This window comes from Actinacidiphila yanglinensis (assembly GCF_900107965.1).
In the GTDB taxonomy this organism is placed as follows: Bacteria; Actinomycetota; Actinomycetes; order Streptomycetales; family Streptomycetaceae; genus Actinacidiphila; species Actinacidiphila yanglinensis.
In genome coordinates, this window is sequence record NZ_FNVU01000003.1 from 585,512 (window position 1) to 606,046 (window position 20,535).

Here is a 20,535-nt window from a genome sequence, read left to right on the forward strand (position 1 = left end):
TGTCCCCGCACCCGGCGCCGCGCAGCACGCAGCCCGGGCCGCTTCAGGAGCGACCCGGGCCACGTGATCTCAGCGAGCCTGCGCGCAGCGCGTCAGCTCACGTTGACCGCCGTGTCGTCCAGCAGGAACGACGTGGCGAGGCTGGAGTCCTCCGTGCCGGTGAACTTCAGCGTGAAGGTCTTGCCGATCTGCGAGGACAGGTTGACCGTCTTCAGGACGTAGCCGCTGGTCGCGTTGACGTTGGAGTACGTCGCGACCGTGGTGGAGCCGGCCGCGACCGTGAGCTTGTCGTAGGCGGTGGAGCCGGTCTCGTCCGTGCTGATGTAGACGTAGAAGGACAGGCTGGCGCTGGTGCAGGTGGCGGGAATCGTCACCGACTGGGACACGGTGTCGGTGTGGGTGGTGCCGTACCCGTCGAGCCAGGCCTTGTACGAGCCGGAGTGCGCCGGGGCGTCGGTGCTGTTGTCGATGACGCCGGAGGACGTGGTCCAGCCGGTGGCGCCGGACTCGAAGCCGGGGTTGCTCAGCAGCTGGGAGGCCGTGCAGCCGCCGCCCCCGCCGGAGGTGCTGACCGTCCAGCTGAAGGACGCCGAACCGGACGCGTTGGTGCCGTCCTTGGCGGTGACCGTCACGTTGGAGGTGCCCGCGGTGCTCGCGGTGCCGGAGATCAGCCCGGTGGAGGAGCTGATCGACAGACCCGCCGGCAGGCCGGACGCGCTGTAGGTGAGGGTCTGGCCGGACGCGGAGTCCGAGGCGTGGATCTGCAGGCTCACCGCGGTGCCGGTCGCCGTGGACTGGTTGCCCGGGTTGGTGACGGTGACCGTGTTGCCGCCGGTCGAGCCGCCGTTGGTGAAGGCGGCCGTGCCGTTCGGGGTGCCCAGGCCGGTCGGGCCGTCGTAGCCGGCGCCCGCGGTGCACAGGTAGCTACCGCCGCAGCTGCCGTTGGAGCCGCTGGTCACGTCGTTGAGCGAGCCGGTGTGGGAGTACGGGTAGGACGCCGGCGTGGTGCCGGCGGCCGGGGTGCCGGCCAGCGCGTAGACCGAGGCGATGATCGGCGACGAGGCGCTGGTGCCGCCGTACTGCTGCCAGCCGCTGGCGCCGTAGCTGTCGTAGACGGCCACGCCGGTCGCCGGGTCGGCGACCGCGGAGACGTCGGAGACGGTGCGCTTGGAGCAGCCGCTGTCGGTCTGCCAGGTGGGCTTCGTGTCGTACGCGGAGCAGCCGGAGCCGGTGCCCTCGGTGCTGGAGGTGTTCCAGACGGACTCGGTCCAGCCGCGGCTGGTGCCGCTGGAGCGGTTCAGGGCGGTGCCGCCGACCGCGGTGACGTACTTCGAGGCGGCGGGGTACTCCGCGCCGTAGCCCTCGTCACCGGCACTGACGGTGATGGCGACGCCCGGGTGGTTGAAGTACGAGCTGTCGTACGAGGTGTCCGAGGACGACTCGCCGCCGCCGTAGCTGTTGGAGACGTACTTCGCGCCCAGGGTGACCGCCTCGTTCACGGCGGTACCCAGGTTGGTCATGCTCGCGGAGGTCGCCTCGACCAGCAGGATGTGGCAGGACGGGCAGACCGCGCTGACCATGTCGAGGTCGAGCGAGATCTCACCGGCCCAGCCGGAGTCCGCCGTCGGGTAGCTGGTGCCACCGGTCTGGTTGACCTTCTTGAAGCAGCCGTTGGCGGTGGTGCAGGCCGGCAGGCCGTACTGCGAGCGGTACGTCGCCAGGTCCGCCTCGGCGTTGGGGTCGTCCTGCGCGTCGACGATGCCGACGGTCTGGCCGGAGCCGCCCGAGGGCAGCGCGTACGCGCTCGTCAGGTCGCTGGGGCCGTAGCCGGACGGGGTCGCGTTCGGGGAGACGCCGAGGTGGTGCGCGACGTCGGTGCGGACCAGCGCCATACAGGCCATCTGGCCCTTGGCGGGGGTGGCGCACACGTGCTGGGCGTTGTCACCGGCGGCCGGACCGGCCGCCGCGGTGCCGTTGCCGCTCGCCGCGGGGGCGGCGGCGGAGGTGGTGGTGGCCGGGGCCGCGGTGGCCGCGGTGGCGGCGAACATGCCGCCGGTCATGAGCGCGCCCGCGGCGATCGCCGCGATGGCCGCGCGCCGGAAGGCCCGTCTGACCGGGCCGGTACTGAGCTGCAATGATCTGCCCTCCATGGGGGGATCGGCTCCCGAGGGCGTCCACGGATGACGAATATGTCAAGGTCATGACAAGCCATCATCTCGCGACATCGCCAAGGGACTTCGGGGACTTCCGTGTGGCGCGGGTTCACCGGTGGGGGTGGAGCGGAAGAACGAGCGAACGGGGTGGAACGGGAGAAACGGGCGGCGCGGGACGAGCCTTGCGGAACCGGTGGAGCCCGTGGAACAGGTGGATCTGATGCCAACTTCTGTTCGCTGCCACCCCGTTGAGTGGTGACGTAGTGAAGGTAGTGAGACTGGAGTCAAGGGACTACCAGGTGTTGGCAAAGGATTGCCCTTGACTTGCCCCCAGGTGTACGCCCGGTCGCTTCCGCCGGACGATCTCCGCCGTATACCGTCATGGGCCATGGACACGGAGGAGGAACCGGTCGCAGACCTGGTCGCACTGGGTCTGGCGCGTTACGAGGCACGCGTCTACCTCGCTCTGGTCCGTCGGGAGTCCTACACCGCGGCCGAGGTGGCCCGCGAGGCCGACGTACCGAGGCAGCGGGTCTACGACGTGCTCGACGCGCTGGTCAGGAGGCGGCTGGCCACCACCCGGCCGGGCCGGGTCGCCACCTTCTCCGCGGTCGCGCCCGAACTCGCCGTGGCCCGGCTGATGGCGCACCAGCGCGAGACGCTGGAGCGGCTGGACCGGGTGTCGTCCGCGCTCACGGCGGCCCTGGTACCGGTCTGGGCCGACGGCCGCACCCAGACCGTGCCGATGGACTACGTCGAGGTCCTGCGGGACCCGAAGTCCATCGCCGAGGCGTTCACCGACATCCAGGCGCACGCCCGGCAGGAGCTGCTGAGCTTCTGCAAACCCCCCTTCGTCTCCTCGCCGCAGAACACCAGCGGCGTCAAGGTCGTACGGCGGCTGCGCCGCTCGGGCGGCTCGGTCCGCGCGATCTACACCAACGAGGCGCTGGACGACCACGAGGTGCTGAAGAACGTCCGGACGTTCTCGGCGGCGGGCGAGGAGAGCCGGTTCGCGGCGGAGCTGCCGCTGAAGATGGTGGTCGCGGACGCCTCGCTCGTGCTGTGCGACATGCCCGACCCGGTGGCCGGCACCGACGCGACCACCGCGCTCTACATCGAGCACCCGGCGCTCGCCGCATGCCTGCGGCTGGCCTTCCTCACCGTGTGGGACGGCGCGCAGACCGCGCCGAGCGCCCGCCCCTGAACCTCGGTCCGAACCCGGCCTGAACCCCGCCCTGAACCCCGGCCCTCCGCGGCCGGGGTGCGGATACGGGTCGGCCCCGGGCGCGGACACGGGTGGCCGCCGGGCGCGGGACGGGGCGCGGCGGCAGCGGGCGCAACGCGCGGGTTCGAGGGGCGGCAACACCGGACGTGCCCAGGTCCGGGAGCTACAGTGACCGCGTGGCCGTGTTCCTGCTCGGACTGGGTGCCGCATGCTGCCTGGGTCTGGGATTCGTGCTGCAGCAGCGCGCGGCGGCCCGTGCCCCGCGGGCGGACATCCTCTCCTTCCGCCTGCTGCTCGACCTCATCCGCATGCCGGACTGGCTGCTGGGGGTCGGCTTCCAGGTCGCCGGGCAGGTGCTGAGCGCGATCGCGCTCGCCTACGGCGAGGTGTCCCTGGTCGAGCCGTTGACCGCGACGAACCTGCTGTTCGCGATGGCCCTGTCCCGCTGGCTCACCCGGCAGCCGCTCGGCTGGAGCGGCTGGGGCGGGGTGGCGCTGCTCGCGCTCGGCGTGACCTCCTTCATCGTCGCCGGGCGTCCGCACGGCGGCGGGCAGGACGCCGGCGCGCTGCGGCACTGGCTGGTCTTCGGCATCGTCGCCGGGCTCGCGCTGCTGGTCACGCTCTTCGCGAAGGGGCTGCCCGCGTCCTCCGAGGCCACCCTCCTCGCGCTCGCCGCCGGTCTCCTCTACGGGCTCCAGGACGCCCTCACCCGGATCTGCGGCTCCCTCGTCAAGGACGGCGGGATCACCCACCTGCTGGTGAACTGGCAGCCCTACGCGGTGCTGGGGATCGGCGTCATCGGCATGGTCCTGGTCCAGTCCGCCTTCGAGGCGGCGCCCCTGCGGATGTCCCTGCCCGCCCTGACCGCCGCGCAGCCGCTGGCCGGGATCGCCTGCGGGATCGGCTTCCTCGGGGACCAGATCCGGGTCACGCCCCTCGCGCTCGCCTTCCAGGCCCTCGGCCTGGTCGCCGTCGTCGCCGGCGTGCTGCTCCTGGGCCGCCACCCGGCGATGCCGCAGGGCACGTCGAAACGCGAGTCCCTCGGGGCCACCCGCATCCTGTAGCGGGGTGGTCGGGTGGCCCGGCCCGGCGCGGTCGGAGGCTGCCTACTCCGGCGGCGGCGGGGACGCGGGGGACCAGCCGAACCGCGGCGCGCGGCCGGCCAGGAAGGCCGCCGCGCCCTCGGCCGTCTCGGCGGAGGCCGCGGCCTGCTCGGCCCAGTAGGCGGCCCGTCCCGGGGCGGGTGGGCCCGCCGCGAACTCCTTCGCCGCGGCCTGGGTGAGCCGCGAGCGCGTGGCCAGCACCTGTGCGAAATCCCGTACCCGGGCGTCGAGCGCCTCACCGTCGGGCAGCAGCTCGTCGATCAGGCCGGTGCGCAGCGCCCGCTCGTCGTCGATCAGTTCGGCGGAGAAGAGCAGGTGCTTCGCGGTGCCCGGTCCGGTCAGCTCGACCAGGCGGCGGGTGGACGCCGGCGGATAGACCACGCCGAGCCGGGCCGGAGTGACCCCGAAACGCGCTCCCCGTGCGGCGAACCGCAGGTCGCAGGCGACCGCGAGCTGGCAGCCGCCGCCGACGCAGAAGCCGCGCACCGCGGCGACCGTGGGCTTGGGGAAGGCGACGACCGCCTCCTCGGCGGCAAGGGCGGCGTCCTGCAGGGCCGGGCCCACGTCCGGGTCGGCCAGCTCGGCGACGTCCGCGCCCGAGCTGAACACGTCGCCCTCGCCGGTGAGCACCACCAGCCGCACTCCGGGGTCGGCGGCCAGCCCGGCGAGCACGCCGGGCAGCGCGCGCCACATGCCGAGCGTCATCGCGTTGCGCCGGGCTGTGTTGCTGAGGGTGACCGTCGCGGCACCGTCCTCGGTGCTTACGACCAGGCCGGGGCCGAACCGGGACATGGCGCTCCTTCGTGCGGGCGCGAGCACCGTCCAGGTGCCGCCGGATGATCCTAACCACGCGAGACGCCCCGGCCTCGGCTGCCCCAAGCACGCACCCACCGGTCCGAACCGGCCGCGCCACCGATCCGTTTCGGTCGAATCAGGGTCCGAAACGCGCAAAGTCGCGGAATAGCGGTCTCCTGCACGTGCAGGTGCAGCGGGCGCGGACACTCGACGGGTGAGGCTGATTCTCCCGGTCCCCCCGGTTGCCACGGTTCCCCCGGCGGACGCCTCGGCAGGCCCTATCGGACGACGTCACGCGAAGGCGATGGTGGGTGCGGTCATGGAGGTCCGCGGGAGTGTCCCGCTCGGTCAGGCGCCGCCACCGAGAGCGTACGAGGGGGTCTGGCGGTTCACCGCTCCGACGGTCGAGGCGTCCGTGCCCCAGGTGCGCAGCGGTGTGCGCGCGCTCGTCCACGAGCAGGGCGTCCCCATCGACGACGACACCCTCTACGGCCTGCTGCTGATCCTCTCCGAGCTGGTCACCAACGCGGTCAAGCACGCGGCGGTGCTCTCGCCCGAGGTGGCCGTCGAACTCGCCGTGGGGCCCGAGTGGATCCGGATCGCGGTGGAGGACAACCACCCGTACCGGCCCAAGGCGCTGGAGACGGACCACGCGCGCACCGGCGGGCGCGGCCTGCTGCTGGTCAAGACGGTGACGGTGGAGGCCGGCGGCACCTGCGACGTCGCCCAGACCCCGAACGGCGGCAAGGTGATCTGGGCGGCCCTCCCGCTGCGCCCCCCGGGCCCCGGGACCGCCGGCTTCCTGAACCCGCAGGGGTCCTGATCCGCGCACCCCCGAAGCCGCGTACGCCCCGAAGCCGCACGCATCCCCGACCCGCCTGCTCCCGGCCCGCGGGCTACCAGCCCGCGGAGCCCGTGACCTCGCGCACCGCGGGCAGCGCCGCGTCCAGCACGGTCCCGAACCAGGCCGAGAAGGGCCCGGTCTCGCGCAGCTCGGCCAGCTCGCCGGGGGAGGCGAAGAGCGTCTCGCCGATCTCGTCCGGGTCCGGCCGCAGCGGGTCGCGGACCAGGCCGACGTAGAGGTGGTTGTACTCCTGCTCCACCAGGCCCGAGGCCGGGTCCGGGTGGTTGTAGCGGACCGTGCCCGCCTCGCGCATCAGCACCGGGGCGACCCCCAACTCCTCCGCGGTGCGCCGGGCGGCGGCCACGAACGGCTGCTCGCCGGGGTACGGGTGCCCGCAGCAGGTGTTGGACCACACACCGGGGGAGTGGTACTTGCTCAGCGCCCTGCGCTGGAGCAGCAGCCGGCCGTCGTCGTCGAACAGGAAGACCGAGAACGCCCGGTGCAGCCGGCCGGGCGCCAGGTGCGCCGACAGCTTCTCCGCCGTGCCGATCGTGACCCCGCTCTCATCGACCAGTTCGAGCATGATCGGTTCCGCGACCCCGTTCGGGGACGGCACGGTGGAGGGGGAGCCGGGTCGGCCGGTGGCAGGACTGGTTGGCATTTCCATCCTTCGCGTTCGACGACAAGCCCATAGTCTGCCTCACCTCGGTGGCCGTTCCGCGCCCGCACCGCCCGGTCGTACCAGCGCTCGGAGGCGCGGCGGTGGCACAAACCCCCGGTGGGAGCCGCCGGGGAGGGCGGGGTGCTGCCGGGCGGGCGGGCACGGGTCAGCGGCACAGTCCGGACTCGTGCGCCTCGTGCCCGGCCGGTTCCAGCTGGAAGGTGCAGTGCGCGACGTCGAAGTGCGCGCCGAGGCAGCCCTGGAGGTCGTGCAGCATCTTCTCGTAGCCCACCGTGTCCAGGACGTCGGGGCTCACCACCACGTGCGCGGACAGCACCGGCAAGCCCGAGGTGATGGTCCACACATGCAGGTCGTGCAGTCCCTCGACGCCCGGCAGCGTCTCGATGTGCCGGCGGACCTGCCCCATGTCGACGCCCTTGGGCGCCGCCTCCAGCAGCACGTCCAGCGCCTCGCGCATGAGCTGCCAGGTGCGCGGCACGATCAGCACGCCGATGAGCAGCGAGGCGACCGCGTCGGCCTGCCGCCATCCGGTGGTGAGGTAGACCACCGCCGCCGCGACCACCGCGAGCGAGCCGAACGCGTCGGCCATCACCTCCAGGAAGGCGGCCCGGACATTCAGGCTCTCCTTCTGGCCGCGCATCAGCACCGTCAGCGACACCGAGTTCGCCACCAGCCCGATCACGCCGAACACGATCGTGGCGCCGGCGTCGATGCCGTGCGGGGTGATCAGGCGGAGGATGCCCTCGTAGAAGATGAAGACGCCGACGGCGAGCAGCAGCAGGGCGTTGAGGCCGGCGGCGAGGATCTCGGCGCGGGCGTAACCGAAGGTGCGGCGCTCGCTGGGCGGGCGGGCGGCGATGTGCACGGCCAGCAGCGCCATCGCCAGGCCCATCGCGTCGGTGGCCATGTGACCCGCGTCGGCGAGCAGCGCGAGCGAACCGGTGGCCAGGCTGCCGGCCACCTCGACCGCCAGCACCAGCAGGGTGATGGACAGCGCGATCCGCAGCCGGCCGCGGTGCGCGCCGCCGGCGGTGGCCGCGACCGCGCCATGGCTGTGGCCGTGGCCACCCTGCCCGTGGCTGTGGCCGATCCCTGCCCCCATCGGCGAGGCCCCTTTCCGCCTGCGACTGGTGTGCGCTCGCGTGGTTCGCGGGCCAGTCAACACCGGTCACCCACCGTGGGCAAGCCGATACTGGAGACCGTTGTCATGTGCGGTGACCTGCGGTGGTGAGGTGACCCTCATCAGTCGCGGACGGTGAGCGGCGCGGGTGTCGGGCAGTGGCGACGCACGAATGTTGTGGGGGGCGGCCGGAATCGAGGATGATGATCACACCGGATGGGCCAAGTTCAGGCGAACACGCAGTGAACGGCCGCCGACCCGTATCCGATAACCTCGCCGTCGTGTCCGGCCCGGAGCCGCCTGTCGCGGCCTCGCCGGTGCGCCCTCGTACGCATTCAGGGAGTGGGTTCCTCTGTCGACCGCAATTCTCACCGGCCCGTCCGGTGCCGGCACGCCGTCGCCGCTCGCGGACGACCTGCGGGCCCTGGGATTCCAGGTCGTGGAGGCCGACGGGCCGCACGCGGTGAGCGCCCGCCTGGCCGCGGCGCCGCCCGCCGAGCGCGTCGCGGTCGTCGACCGCCGCTTCCTCGGGCACCGGCACGCCCTGCGGCTGGCGCTGACCGACCCCCGCTTCGACGCCGGCGCGGTGGCCGGCGCGCTCGCCGTGCAGCCCGCAGCCCGCCCCGCCCTGACCCGGGCGCTGGCCGCGGTGGGCGGCGGCGACGCCCCGGTGCCCGCGGGCGCCCCGGCCGCCGCCGACCCCGACGGCCCGCGGACCGCGGCGCCCGCGGCCGCGTCCGGGCTCGCCGTGACCGGCGCGGCCGGAGGCGGCGACGTGCTCGCGGACCTGCTCGCCGAGGAACTGGAGCGGCAGGGCGCGCAGCCCTACCGCCCGGAGCTGGGTGTGCTGGTGGCCCGGGTGGTGCGCGGCCCGGCCGAGCGCGAGGAGACCGCCCGGGAGATCGCCGGGGTGGACGAGGAGGCGGTGCGGCTGCGCAGCGCGGTGAAGTCCCGCGACGGCTTCTTCACCACCCACTTCATCAGCCCCTACTCGCGCTACATCGCGCGGTGGTGCGCCCGGCGCGGCCTGACCCCGAACCAGGTCACCACCGCGTCCCTGCTGGTCGCGCTGATCGCCGCCGGCTGCGCGGCCACCGGCACCCGCGCCGGCTACGTCGCCGCCGGGGTGCTGCTGCTGGCCTCCTTCGTCCTGGACTGCACCGACGGCCAGCTCGCCCGCTACTCCCTCCAGTACTCCACCCTCGGCGCCTGGCTGGACGCGACCTTCGACCGGGCCAAGGAGTACGCCTACTACGCCGGCCTCGCGCTGGGCGCGGCCCGCGGCGGCCACGACGACGTGTGGGCGCTCGCGCTCGGCGCGATGGTGCTCCAGACCTGCCGGCACGTCGTGGACTTCTCCTTCAACGAGGCCAACCACGACGCCGCCGCGAACACCAGCCCCACCGCCGCCCTCTCCGGGCGGCTGGACAGCGTCGGCTGGACCGTGTGGCTGCGCCGGATGATCGTGCTGCCGATCGGCGAGCGCTGGTTCCTCATCGCGGTGCTCACCGCCGCCACCACGCCCCGGATCACCTTCGTGGTGCTGCTGATCGGCTGCGGCCTGGCCGCCTGCTACACCACCGCCGGCCGAGTGCTGCGCTCGCTCACCCGGAAGGCCAGGCGCACCGACCGCGCCGCCCGGGCGCTCGCCGACCTCGCCGACAGCGGGCCGCTCGCCGAGGCCGTGTCGCGGGTGGCCGGCCCGCTCGCCCGGCGGCTGCCCGCGTTCGCGCCGCCGCTGCTGGCCGCGATCGGCGCGGGCGCCCTCACCGCGACCGCGGGCCTGGCCGCACGCGGCAGCTGGTGGGTGGTCGCCGCCGCCGTGCTCTACGTCGTGACCAGCGGGATCGCGGTCGCCCGGCCGCTGAAGGGCGCGCTGGACTGGCTGGTGCCGCCGTTCTTCCGGGCCGGCGAGTACGGCGCGATCCTGGCACTGGCGGCTGTCTCCGAGGTGAACGGAGCGTTGCCCGCCGCATTCGGGCTGGTGGCCGCGGTCGCCTACCATCACTACGACACGGTGTACCGCATCCGCGGCGGCACCGGAGCTCCGCCCCCCGCGCTGGTGCGGGCGGCGGGCGGACACGAGGGCCGGGCGCTGCTGGTGGCCGTCCTCGCGGCGGCCCTGGTCGGAGGGGCCCACCACGCCGGCTTCCGCACCGCGCTGACGGTCCTCGCCGTCGCACTCGCGCTGCTCGTCCTCACCGAGAGCATCCGCTTCTGGGTGTCCTCCGGGGCGCCCGCCGTACACGACGAATCAGGAGAACCCGCATGATCGGCCTCGTGCTGGCGGCAGGTGCAGGACGGCGTCTGCGGCCGTACACGGACACGCTGCCGAAGGCGCTGGTGCCGGTCGGACCGGACGGCGCCGCGGACGGCCCGACCGTGCTCGACCTCACGCTGGGGAACTTCGCGGCGGTCGGCATCACGCGGGCCGCGGTCGTGGTCGGCTACCGCAAGGAGGCCGTGTACGCCCGCAAGGACGCGCTGGAGGCCCGGTACGGGGTCGAGCTGACCCTGATCGAGAACGACAAGGCCGAGGAGTGGAACAACGCCTACTCCCTGTGGTGCGCGCGCGACGTGCTCCGGGAGGGAGTGATTCTGGCCAACGGCGACACCGTCCACCCGGTCTCCGTCGAGCGCACGCTGCTGGCCGCCCGCGGTGAGGGCCGTCGGATCATCCTCGCGCTGGACACGGTCAAGAAGCTCGCCGACGAGGAGATGAAGGTCGTCGCCGAACCCGGCCGCGGAGTACGCCGGATCACCAAGCTGATGGACCCGGCCGACGCCACCGGCGAGTACATCGGCGTCACCCTGATCGAGGCCGAGGCCGCCGCCGACCTCGCCGACGCGCTCAAGGCCACCTTCGAGCGCGACCCGGACCTCTACTACGAGGACGGCTACCAGGAACTCGCCAACCGCGGCCACACCCTCGACGTGGCGCCGGTCGGCGACATCCCGTGGGTCGAGATCGACAACCACGCCGACCTCGCCAGGGGACGGGAGATCGCGTGCCAGTACTGACCCGGCTGATCCCCTCGCCGGTCGTCGTCGACATCCGCGGGGGCGCGCTCGCCGACCTCTCCCGGCTCCTGGCCGACCAGCGGATCTCCACGTCCGGCAAGATCGCCATAGCGGTCAGCGACGGCTCCGGCGCCCGGCTGCGCGAGCGGCTGGCGCCCGAACTGCCCGGCGCCGCCTGGTTCCCGGTGGCCGGCGGCACCATCGACGCCGCCGTGAAGCTCGCCGACGCGATGCGCGGCGAGCGCTACGACGCGGTGGTGGCCCTGGGCGGCGGCAAGATCATCGACGCCACCAAGTACGCGGCGGCGCGGGTCGGCCTGCCGATGGTCGCGGTCGCCACCAACCTCTCGCACGACGGCATCTGCTCGCCGGTGTCCACCCTGGACAACGACAACGGCCGCGGCTCCTACGGCGTACCCGGCCCGATCGCGGTCGTGATCGACCTGGACGTCATCCGCGCCGCCCCGGCCCGCTACGTCAGGTCCGGCATCGGCGACGCGGTGTCCAACCTGTCCGCGCTCGCCGACTGGGAGCTGTCGCACCGCGAGACCGGCGAGCGGATCGACGGGCTGGCCGCCGCGATGGCGCGCAGCGCCGGCGAGGCGGTGCTGCGCCACCCCGGCACCATCGCCGACGACGACTTCCTGGTCACCCTGGCGGAGGGCCTGGTGCTCACCGGCATCGCGATGTCGATCAGCGGCGACACCCGCCCGTCGTCCGGCGCGTGCCACGAGATCAGCCACGCCTTCGACCTGCTCCACCCGCAGCGCGCCGCCACGCACGGGGAGCAGGTGGGGATGGGCGCCGCCTTCGCGATGCACCTGCGCGGTGCCCGCGACGCGTCCGTGCTCATCGCCGACACGCTGCGCCGCCACGGGCTGCCGGTGCTGCCCGAGGAAATCGGCTTTTCCGCCCGGGAGTTCGTCGAGGCCGTGCGATTCGCGCCACGGACGCGACCCGGGCGCTTCACGGTCCTGGAACACCTCGACCTGTCCGACACCGAGATCAGGGACGCGTACGCCGACTATGCCAAAACCATCAGTAGCTGAACTGCGCCCGGTCGTTCACCCGGCGGGGGTCAAGGACCGGCGCAGCGGTGAGCACTGGGGAGGCCGCCTCTACATGCGCGAGGTTTCGCTGCGCATCGACCGGCACCTGGTGAACACCCGCGTCACGCCCAACCAGCTGACGTACCTGATGACCGTGTGCGGCGTGCTCGCCGCCCCGGCGCTGCTCGTCCCGGGGATCGCCGGAGCCGTGCTGGGCGTGGTCGCGGTCCAGCTCTACCTGCTGCTGGACTGCGTCGACGGCGAGATCGCCCGGTGGAAGAAGCAGTACTCGCTGTCCGGCGTGTACCTCGACCGGGTCGGCGCCTACCTCACCGACGCCGCCGTGCTGGTCGGCTTCGGGCTGCGCGCCGCCGACCTGTGGGGCAGCGGCCGGATCGACTGGCTGTGGGCGTTCCTGGGCACCCTGGCCGCGCTCGGCGCCGTGCTGATCAAGGCCGAGACCGACCTGGTCGGCGTGGCCCGGCACCAGGGCGGGCTGCCCCCGGTCAAGGAGGCGGCGTCCGAGCCGCGCTCGTCCGGGATAGCACTGGCCCGCCGGGCCGCCGCCGCGCTGCAGTTCCACCGGCTGGTGCTCGGCATCGAGGCCTCACTGCTCATCCTGGTGCTGGCGGTCGTCGACCACATCCGCGGCGACCTGTTCTTCACCCGGCTCGGCGTGGCCGTCCTGGCCGGAATCGCACTGCTGCAGACCCTGCTGCACCTGGTCTCGGTGCTCGCCTCCAGCAGGCTGAAATGACCACCCCGCCGACGGTCGGCGCCGTCATCATCACCATGGGCACCCGTCCCGCGGAGCTGCAGGACCTGCTGGACTCCGTGGCCAAGCAGCAGGGCGCCCCGATCGAGGTCGCCCTGGTGGGCAACGGCTCCCCGCTGCCGGTGATCGAGCGCGAGCACCTGCGCACCGCCGAACTGCCCGAGAACCTGGGCATCCCCGGCGGCCGCAACGTCGGCGTGGAGCTGCTCGGCCCGGGCGGCAGGGACGTCGACGTGGTGCTCTTCCTCGACGACGACGGCCTGCTGCCCGGCGACGACACCGGGGAACTGGTGCGGCAGGCGTTCGCCCAGGACCCGGAACTGGGCATCATCAGCTTCCGGATCGCCGACCCGCAGACCGGCGAGACCCAGCGCCGGCACGTCCCGCGGCTGCGGGCCGCCGACCCGATGCGCAACTCCCGGGTGACCACCTTCCTCGGCGGCGCCTGCGCCGTGCGCACCGAGGTCATCCGGCAGGTCGGCGGGCTGCCCGAGCAGTTCTTCTACGCGCACGAGGAGACGGATCTGGCCTGGCGTGCCCTTGACGCCGGCTGGATGATCGACTACCGCTCCGACCTGGTGCTGTACCACCCCGCGACCTCGCCGGCCCGGCACGCCGTCTACCACCGGCTGGTGGCCAGAAATCGCGTCTGGCTGGCCCGGCGCAACCTGCCGTGGCCCCTGGTGCCGGTGTATCTCGGCGTATGGTTGACGCTCACCTTGGTGCGCAGGCCGTCAGGCAGCGCACTGCGCGCGTGGTTCGGCGGCTTCCGCGAGGGCTGGGCCACTCCGTGCGGTCCGCGACGGCCCATGCGCTGGCGTACGGTATGGCGGTTGACCCGGCTGGGCCGACCCCCGATCATCTGACAAGCTCGGACCTGAGAGCATCAGGCGCAGCCCGGGGAACACCCCCTGCCACCCGGCGCGCACATTGAGGACGAAAGTGTCAACTGTGAGCGAGACAACGCACAATGGTGCGGTGGCCGTCGGTGCCCCGCCGGCGCCGTCGGCTTTTGACGACGGCCTCAGCCCCGCGGAGCTTGCGGCCAAGTACGGGCTGTCCGTCAGCGGCGCCCGGCCGGGGCTGCTGAGCTACACCCGGCAGCTTTGGGGCCGTCGACATTTCATCAACGAGTTCGCCAAGGCGCGGACCGCGGCGCAGTACACGCAGGCCCGGCTCGGCCAGCTCTGGCAGGTCATGACCCCGCTGCTCAACGCGGCCGTGTACTACCTGATCTTCGGCATCCTGATCGGCACCCACAAGGGCATCGACAACTTCATCGCCTTCCTGGTGACCGGCGTCTTCATCTTCACCTTCACCCAGTCCTCCGTGCTCAGCGGCGTCCGGTCGATCTCCAGCAACCTCGGCCTGATCCGGGCCCTGCACTTCCCGCGCGCCTCGATGCCGATCGCCTTCACGCTCATGCAGCTCCAGCAGCTGATGATGTCGATGTTCGTCCTGCTGGCGATCGTGCTCATGACCGGCGAGGTGCCGGACATGTCGTGGCTGCTGATGTTCCCCGCGCTGCTGTGCCAGTGGGTGTTCAACACCGGTCTGGCCCTGATCGTGGCCCGGTTGGGCAGCAAGATGACCGACCTCACCCAGCTGATGCCGTTCATGCTGCGCACCTGGATGTACATGTCGGGCGTCATGTACAGCATCACCAAGCTCACCACGACCGCCCCGCACATCCTGAGGATCCTGCTCGACATCAACCCGGCCGCGGTCTACATCGACCTGATGCGCTTCGCGTTGATCGACAGCGTGACGGCGGCCCAGATGCCCGCGCACGTGTGGGCGATCGCCGTAACCTGGGCAGTGGTCGTCGGGGTGGGCGGCTACATCTACTTCTGGAAGGCGGAAGAGTCCTATGGCCGTGGCTGAACAGCAGGCGCTTCCCCCGGTGCAGGTGAGCAAGCCCAAGGTGCCCACCGTGATCGTGGAGAACGTCAACATCGTCTACACGGTCTACGGCGCCGGCACCGGAAAGGGCAGCGCCAGCGCGGCCCTGGGCCGGATGCTCTCCAAGAAGCGCCGCTCGTCCAACGTGCGCCGGGTGCACGCGGTCAAGGACGTCAGCTTCACCGCGTACCGCGGCGAGGCGATCGGCATCATCGGCTCCAACGGCTCGGGCAAGTCGACGCTGCTGCGGGCGATCGCGGGCCTGCTGCCGCCGGAGAGCGGCAAGATCTACACCGACGGCCAGCCGTCGCTGCTGGGTGTCAACGCGGCGCTGATGAACGACCTGACGGGCGGTACCAACGTCGTCCTCGGCGGGCTGGCGATGGGCATGTCGCGCGACGAGGTGCGCTCCCGCTACAAGGGCATCGTCGACTTCTCGGGCATCAACGAGAAGGGCGACTTCATCTCGCTGCCGATGCGCACCTACTCCTCCGGCATGGCGGCGCGGCTGAGGTTCTCCATCGCCGCGGCCAAGGACCACGACGTGCTGATGATCGACGAGGCGCTGGCCACCGGCGACCGCGCGTTCCAGAAGCGTTCGGAGTCCCGCATCCGCGAACTGCGCAAGGAGGCGGGCACCGTCTTCCTGGTCAGCCACAGCAACTCCTCGATCCGGGACACCTGCGAGCGGGTGATCTGGCTGGAGCACGGTGTGATGCTGATGGACGGTCCGACCGAGGACGTGCTGTCCGCCTACGAGGACCGCACCGGGAAGTGAGCACGGACCGGGCCGGCAACCGCCGGCCGGTCCACCCGGTCCGTCCGGTCCGGCGCGAGGCGCGCCGCCCGGGAGAATTTTCCGAAGAACCGATCCCCGCCGGATGATCCGGCGGGGATCGGTTGTTGTGGAGCTGTGTCGTCGTCCGCGGTTCGGGGCGCGCCCCCGGCGTACGCCGGGTGGTGCCCCGACGTAAGCTGTACCGGTGCTGGGAGCCTGCCGATGATCGATACCCGGGGACGGGTGTCCGCGAGTGAAGGTGCGGCGTGTCCGAAATGGGAAGTTTCGACGGGGCAGTGTAGAACGGGGGATGTGGCGGCCATGACGATCGGGACCCTCGCGTTCCTGGGCACGCTCGCCGCCTGTGCGCCGGGAACCCCGCGGTGACCGGGGACGTCACGTCCCGGGCCGTCCTGGACAAGGCTGCGCGCGAGAACTTCCCGGTGGCACCGGTGTTCCTGCCGCGTGCCTGGCGCCAGGACCTGATGGCCGTGTACGGATTCGCCCGGCTGGTGGACGACATCGGCGACGGCGACCTGGTCGACGGCGGCCGGCCCGACGCGGTCCGGCTCGGCCTGCCCCCCGAGGCGGCCGGCGACCGGATCGCGATGCTCGACGCCTTCGAGGCGGACCTGCGCCGGGTGTTCGACGGCACCCCCGCCCATCCGCTGCTGCTCGCGCTGCGTCCCACCGTCGAGCGGCACCGGCTCACCCCGGAGCCGTTCCTCGGCCTGATCGCCGCCAACCGGCAGGACCAGCAGGTCAGCCGGTATGCCACCTACGACGACCTGCTCGCCTACTGCGAGTTGTCCGCCAATCCGGTGGGCCGGCTGGTGCTCTCCATCACCGGTACCTCCACCCCGGAGCGGGTCCGGCGATCGGACGCGGTGTGCACCGCGCTGCAGATCGTGGAGCACCTCCAGGACGTCGCGGAGGACCTCGGCAGGGACCGGGTGTACCTGCCGGCGGAGGACATGAAACGCTTCTCGGTGAGCGAGGCCGATCTCGCCGCACCGACCGCGGGGGAGAAGGTGCGCGAACTGGTCGCGTTCGAGGCCGGGCGGGCCCGTGACCTGCTCGGTGAGGGCGGCGCCCTGGTCCGCAGCGTCCGCGGCCGACTCAGACTGCTGCTCGCCGGATTCGTCGGCGGCGGCAGGGCGGCATTGCGGGCGGTGGAGGATGCGGGGTACGACGTGCTGGCGGGTTCTCCCAAGGCCACCAAGCCCGTCCTGCTGCGTGAGGTGGGGTCGACATTGCGAAGAGAGGGGTGACCCGGACCGTGAACGGTTCCGCGCACACGTCCGGACAGGTACTTGCCGCATACAAGTACTGTGAGACCGTGACCGGCCAGGAGGCCCGCAACTTCGCCTACGGAATCCGCCTGCTGCCCACGGCGAAGCGGCAGGCGATGTCGGCGGTCTACGCGTTCTCCCGGCGGGTCGACGACATCGGTGACGGCGAGCTGCCGCCCGACGAGAAGCTGCGCCGCCTGGAGGGCGCCCGCTCGCTGCTGGAGCGGGTCGAGGCCCGCGAGGTGGAGGAGGACGACACCGACCCGGTCGCCGTTGCCCTCGCCGACGCCGCCAGGGTCTTCCCCATCCCGATGGGCGGGCTCGGCGAACTCATCGACGGCGTCCAGATGGATGTTCGAGGCGAGAGCTACGAGACCTGGGACGACCTGGCCATCTACTGCCGCTGCGTGGCGGGAGCTATCGGTAGGGTCTCGTTGGGCGTTTTCGGCACGGTGAATGGGCACGATCATGCACGTGCCGCCGAATACGCCGACACGCTCGGCCTCGCCCTGCAACTCACCAACATCCTGCGCGACGTCCGCGAGGATGCCGGCAACGGACGGACCTACCTGCCCGCCGAGGACCTCGCCAAGTTCGGCTGCGCGGAGGGCTTCCACAGCGACTCCCCGCCGCCCGGATCCGACTTCGCCGGGCTGGTCGAGTTCGAGGTCCGGCGGGCCCGCTCGCTGTTCGCCACCGGATACCGGCTGTTGCCGATGCTCGACCGCAGGAGCGGCGCCTGCGTCGCCGCGATGGCGGGCATCTACCGGCGGTTGCTGGAGCGGATCGCCGCCGACCCCGAGGCGGTGCTGCGCGGCCGGGTCTCGCTTCCCGGCCGGGAGAAGGCGTACGTCGCGGTCCGCGGCCTGGCCGGAGTCGACGCCCGGCGCACCGCGCGTACCCCCGCCCCCGTCGCCGACCCGCGGAGGGACGCGTGAGATCGACCCGCGTCCACCCAGCGGGTCCCACCGCGCAGTACGCTCCGTCCACGCCGTCCGTCCGTCCCGCTCCGCCCGCCCTGTCCGCGGGTCCGGTGGCGTTCGTGCGGCCCGTTCCGTACCCGTCGTCCGACCGAGCAACCCTGCCGGCGCTGACTGCGTCACCTTCCGCGACGGCTCGCCGCACCCCGCCTGGTGCGGCCCGAGGAGAACGCGCATGACGACCACCCGATCCGGCCCGGAGGCCGGCCCAGCCGGCGCCGCGGACGACGGCGGCGATCCCGCCCACGGGCGGCGGACCGCCGTCGTGGTCGGCGGCGGGCTGGCCGGGGTGACCGCGGCGCTCGCGCTCGCCGACGCCGGGGTCGCGGTGACCCTGACCGAGGCCCGTCCGCGCCTCGGCGGCCTCGCCTTCTCCTTCCGGCGCGGCGACCTGAACGTCGACAACGGCCAGCACGTGTTCCTGCGCTGCTGCACCGCCTACCAGTGGTTCCTGGACCGGATCGCCGCCCGCGACCTGGTGACGCTTCAGGACCGGCTGGACGTCCCGGTCTTCGACGCCGCCACCGGGCGGCTCGGCCGGATCGGCCGGGTGGCGCTGCCGGTTCCGCTGCACCTCGGGCCGAGCCTGCTGCGCTACCCGCACCTGTCGGTGCGCGAGCGGGCGTCGGTGGGGCGGGCCGCACTCGCGCTGCGCGCCCTGGACCTGGACGACCCCGCGCTGGACCGGATCGACTTCGGCAGTTGGCTCGCGAAGCGCGGGCAGTCCGCCCGGACTATCGAGGCGCTGTGGGACCTGGTCGGCGTGGCCACCCTCAACGCCACCGCGGGCGAGTCCTCGTTGGGCCTTGCCGCGAAGGTGTTCAAGACCGGGCTGCTGTCCGAACCGGGTGCGGCCGACATCGGCTGGGCCGCCGCGCCGCTCGGCGACCTGCACGACGTCCGGGCCCGCGCGGCCCTCGACGCGGCGGGCGTAAGGGTGTTGCTGCGGGCCCGGGCGACCGGCCTGACCCCCCTGACCGGCGACGCCGAGGCAACCGCCGACGGCGGCACGGGACGTGACGTCGCACACGCCGGCTGGCGGGTGGACGTCGAGACCGGCCCGGGCCGCGGCGAGCAACTGACCGCCGGCACCGTGGTGTTGGCGGTGCCGCAGCAGGAGACGCACGACCTGCTGCCGGCCGGCGCGCTGGCCGAGCCGGAAAAGCTCTTGCGCATCGGCACCGCGCCGATCCTCAATGTCCATGTGATCTACGACCGGCAGGTGCTCGAACAGCCGTTCCTGGCGGCACTCGGCAGCCCGGTCCAGTTCGTGTTCGACCGCACCAAGAGCTCCGGGCTCACCGGCGGCGGCCAGTACCTGGCACTGTCCCAGTCGGCCGCACAGGACGAGATCGACCTGCCGGTCGCGGAGTTGCGGCGGCGCTACCTGCCCGAACTGGAGCGGGTGCTGCCCGCCTCCCGCGGCGCCGGCGTCCGCGACTTCTTCGTCACCCGGGAGCGCACGGCGACCTTCGCGCCCACCCCCGGCGTGGGCGCGCTGCGCCCCGGACCGGCCACCCGAGCCCCCGGCCTCTACCTGGCCGGTTCATGGACCGCCACCGGCTGGCCCGCGACCATGGAGGGTGCGGTGCGCAGCGGCCTGCACGCCTCCCGACAAGCTTTGTCCGTCCTCGGACTGCCCTGCGAGTACGGCGTACTGGAGGCGGCATGAGTGCAATTGGTGCGACAAGAGGAGAGAACGTGACCGCTGACAGCGTGATCGCGCTGCTGGAGAACGGCCGCATCCTGACCACCCCCGTGCTGCGCGCGGCGGTGGCACGGCTCGCCCCGCCGATGGACACCGTCGCCTCGTACCACTTCGGGTGGATCGACCAGGCCGGCCGGCCCGCGGACGGTGACGGCGGCAAGGCGGTGCGCCCGGCGCTGGCCCTGCTGTCCGCCCAGGCCGCGGGCGCGCCCGCGGAGACCGGCGTGCCCGGTGCGGTCGCGGTGGAGCTGGTGCACAACTTCTCCCTGCTGCACGACGACCTGATGGACGGTGACGAGCAGCGCCGGCACCGCGACACGGTGTGGAAGGTGCACGGCCCGGCACAGGCGATCCTGGTGGGCGACGCGCTGTTCGCGCTGGCCAACGAGATCCTGCTGGAGCACGGCACCGCCGACGCCGGCCGCGCCACCCGCCGGCTGACCACCGCGACCCGCAAACTGATCGACGGTCAGGCCCAGGACATCTCCTTCGAGCACCGCGAGCGGGTCACCGTCGCCGAGTGCCTGGAGATGGAGGGCAACAAGACCGGGGCCCTGCTGGCCTGCGCCTCCTCCATCGGAGCGGTGCTCGGCGGCGCGTCGGAGTCCGACGCGGACGCGCTGGAGGAGTACGGCTACCACCTGGGGCTTTCGTTCCAGGCGATCGACGATCTGCTGGGCATCTGGGGGGATCCGGCCACCACCGGCAAGCAGACCTGGAGCGACCTGAGGCAGCGTAAGAAGTCGCTGCCGGTGGTCGCCGCGCTCGCCGCGGGCGGTCCGGCGTCGGAGCGGCTGGGTGAACTCCTGGCGGCGGACGCGAAAAATTCCGGATTGATCGAAACTGATGCCTTCAGTGAGGAAGAGTTCGCCCTGCGCGCGGCGTTGATCGAGGAGGCAGGTGGGCGGGAGTGGACGTCTCAGGAGGCCCGGAGGCAGTACACGACCGCTATCGCCGCACTCGACAAAATGGACATGCCGGACGAAATCCGACGTAAGCTCGTGGGCCTGGCGGATTTTGTGGTGGTCCGCGAAAAGTAAAGAGACAGACGTGGAGCGTATGACGTCGCCGGTCCCACTCACGTGACGGCGGACGGCCGCCCCCGACA

Annotated in this window: 18 protein-coding genes; 14 read left to right on the top strand and 4 right to left on the bottom strand. The window is 72.5% G+C overall.

Annotated features, from left to right (window positions below):
- Positions 1 to 92 precede the first annotated feature (92 nt).
- Positions 93 to 2,150, bottom strand: coding sequence for a putative Ig domain-containing protein (locus C4U44_RS09500; RefSeq protein WP_103885208.1), 2,058 nt, complete (start codon positions 2,148 to 2,150; stop codon positions 93 to 95).
- A 391-nt stretch (positions 2,151 to 2,541) separates the two neighbouring features.
- Between C4U44_RS09500 and C4U44_RS09505 the strand changes: the two genes are divergently transcribed.
- Both C4U44_RS09505 and C4U44_RS09510 read left to right on the top strand, forming a co-directional pair.
- A complete protein-coding gene (locus C4U44_RS09505) occupies positions 2,542 to 3,357 on the top strand; it encodes a TrmB family transcriptional regulator (RefSeq protein WP_103885209.1) in 816 nt (271 codons plus the stop codon).
- Positions 3,358 to 3,554: 197 nt separating this feature from the next.
- Positions 3,555 to 4,442, top strand: coding sequence for a DMT family transporter (locus C4U44_RS09510; RefSeq protein ID WP_103885210.1), 888 nt, complete (start codon positions 3,555 to 3,557; stop codon positions 4,440 to 4,442).
- A gap of 42 nt (positions 4,443 to 4,484) precedes the next feature.
- On the opposite strand, the gene C4U44_RS09515 is transcribed toward C4U44_RS09510, so the two are convergent.
- Positions 4,485 to 5,273: an enoyl-CoA hydratase/isomerase family protein gene (locus tag C4U44_RS09515; RefSeq protein ID WP_103885211.1), complete on the bottom strand. Its 789-nt coding sequence runs from the start codon at positions 5,271 to 5,273 to the stop codon at positions 4,485 to 4,487.
- Positions 5,274 to 5,595: 322 nt separating this feature from the next.
- Between C4U44_RS09515 and C4U44_RS09520 the strand changes: the two genes are divergently transcribed.
- Complete coding sequence (locus C4U44_RS09520; protein WP_103885323.1) at positions 5,596 to 6,099, top strand: ATP-binding protein; 504 nt, start codon at positions 5,596 to 5,598, stop codon at positions 6,097 to 6,099.
- 73 nt (positions 6,100 to 6,172) lie between these two features.
- On the opposite strand, the gene idi is transcribed toward C4U44_RS09520, so the two are convergent.
- Both idi and C4U44_RS09530 read right to left on the bottom strand, forming a co-directional pair.
- A complete protein-coding gene (idi, locus tag C4U44_RS09525; protein ID WP_103885212.1) occupies positions 6,173 to 6,781 on the bottom strand; it encodes an isopentenyl-diphosphate Delta-isomerase in 609 nt (202 codons plus the stop codon).
- A 166-nt stretch (positions 6,782 to 6,947) separates the two neighbouring features.
- Positions 6,948 to 7,904 (bottom strand): cation diffusion facilitator family transporter, encoded by a 957-nt coding sequence (locus tag C4U44_RS09530; RefSeq protein ID WP_103885213.1) that lies wholly within the window; start codon positions 7,902 to 7,904, stop codon positions 6,948 to 6,950.
- 370 nt (positions 7,905 to 8,274) lie between these two features.
- On the opposite strand from C4U44_RS09530, the gene C4U44_RS09535 reads away from it, so the two are divergent.
- From C4U44_RS09535 to C4U44_RS09585, 11 genes are all read left to right on the top strand, one after another.
- Complete coding sequence (locus tag C4U44_RS09535; protein ID WP_103885214.1) at positions 8,275 to 10,194, top strand: DUF5941 domain-containing protein; 1,920 nt, start codon at positions 8,275 to 8,277, stop codon at positions 10,192 to 10,194.
- Complete coding sequence (locus C4U44_RS09540) at positions 10,191 to 10,943, top strand: phosphocholine cytidylyltransferase family protein (RefSeq protein ID WP_103885215.1); 753 nt, start codon at positions 10,191 to 10,193, stop codon at positions 10,941 to 10,943. The genes C4U44_RS09535 and C4U44_RS09540 overlap by 4 nt, the downstream gene beginning before the upstream one ends.
- Entirely contained in the window at positions 10,931 to 11,992 is a 1,062-nt protein-coding gene (locus C4U44_RS09545) for an iron-containing alcohol dehydrogenase family protein (RefSeq protein WP_103885216.1), read from the top strand. Before C4U44_RS09540 ends, C4U44_RS09545 begins: the two co-directional genes overlap by 13 nt.
- On the top strand, positions 11,970 to 12,749 hold the full coding sequence (locus C4U44_RS09550) for a CDP-alcohol phosphatidyltransferase family protein (protein WP_103885324.1): 780 nt from the start codon (positions 11,970 to 11,972) through the stop codon (positions 12,747 to 12,749). The genes C4U44_RS09545 and C4U44_RS09550 overlap by 23 nt, the downstream gene beginning before the upstream one ends.
- Complete coding sequence (locus tag C4U44_RS09555; RefSeq protein ID WP_103885217.1) at positions 12,746 to 13,633, top strand: glycosyltransferase family 2 protein; 888 nt, start codon at positions 12,746 to 12,748, stop codon at positions 13,631 to 13,633. Before C4U44_RS09550 ends, C4U44_RS09555 begins: the two co-directional genes overlap by 4 nt.
- Positions 13,634 to 13,718: 85 nt before the next feature.
- A complete protein-coding gene (locus C4U44_RS09560) occupies positions 13,719 to 14,651 on the top strand; it encodes an ABC transporter permease (RefSeq protein WP_103885218.1) in 933 nt (310 codons plus the stop codon).
- Entirely contained in the window at positions 14,638 to 15,447 is an 810-nt protein-coding gene (locus C4U44_RS09565; RefSeq protein WP_200823187.1) for an ABC transporter ATP-binding protein, read from the top strand. Before C4U44_RS09560 ends, C4U44_RS09565 begins: the two co-directional genes overlap by 14 nt.
- A 383-nt stretch (positions 15,448 to 15,830) precedes the next feature.
- The gene (gene hpnC, locus C4U44_RS09570; RefSeq protein WP_103885219.1) at positions 15,831 to 16,718 is read left to right on the top strand and encodes a squalene synthase HpnC; all 888 of its coding nucleotides are present in this window, start codon (positions 15,831 to 15,833) and stop codon (positions 16,716 to 16,718) included.
- On the top strand, positions 16,715 to 17,677 hold the full coding sequence (gene hpnD, locus C4U44_RS09575; RefSeq protein WP_103885220.1) for a presqualene diphosphate synthase HpnD: 963 nt from the start codon (positions 16,715 to 16,717) through the stop codon (positions 17,675 to 17,677). The genes hpnC and hpnD overlap by 4 nt, the downstream gene beginning before the upstream one ends.
- A gap of 217 nt (positions 17,678 to 17,894) precedes the next feature.
- Positions 17,895 to 19,391 carry a hydroxysqualene dehydroxylase HpnE gene (gene hpnE, locus C4U44_RS09580; RefSeq protein WP_103885221.1) on the top strand — a complete coding sequence of 499 codons (1,497 nt, stop codon included), beginning with the start codon at positions 17,895 to 17,897 and terminating at the stop codon, positions 19,389 to 19,391.
- A complete protein-coding gene (locus tag C4U44_RS09585) occupies positions 19,388 to 20,467 on the top strand; it encodes a polyprenyl synthetase family protein (RefSeq protein WP_103885222.1) in 1,080 nt (359 codons plus the stop codon). Before hpnE ends, C4U44_RS09585 begins: the two co-directional genes overlap by 4 nt.
- Positions 20,468 to 20,535 lie beyond the last annotated feature (68 nt).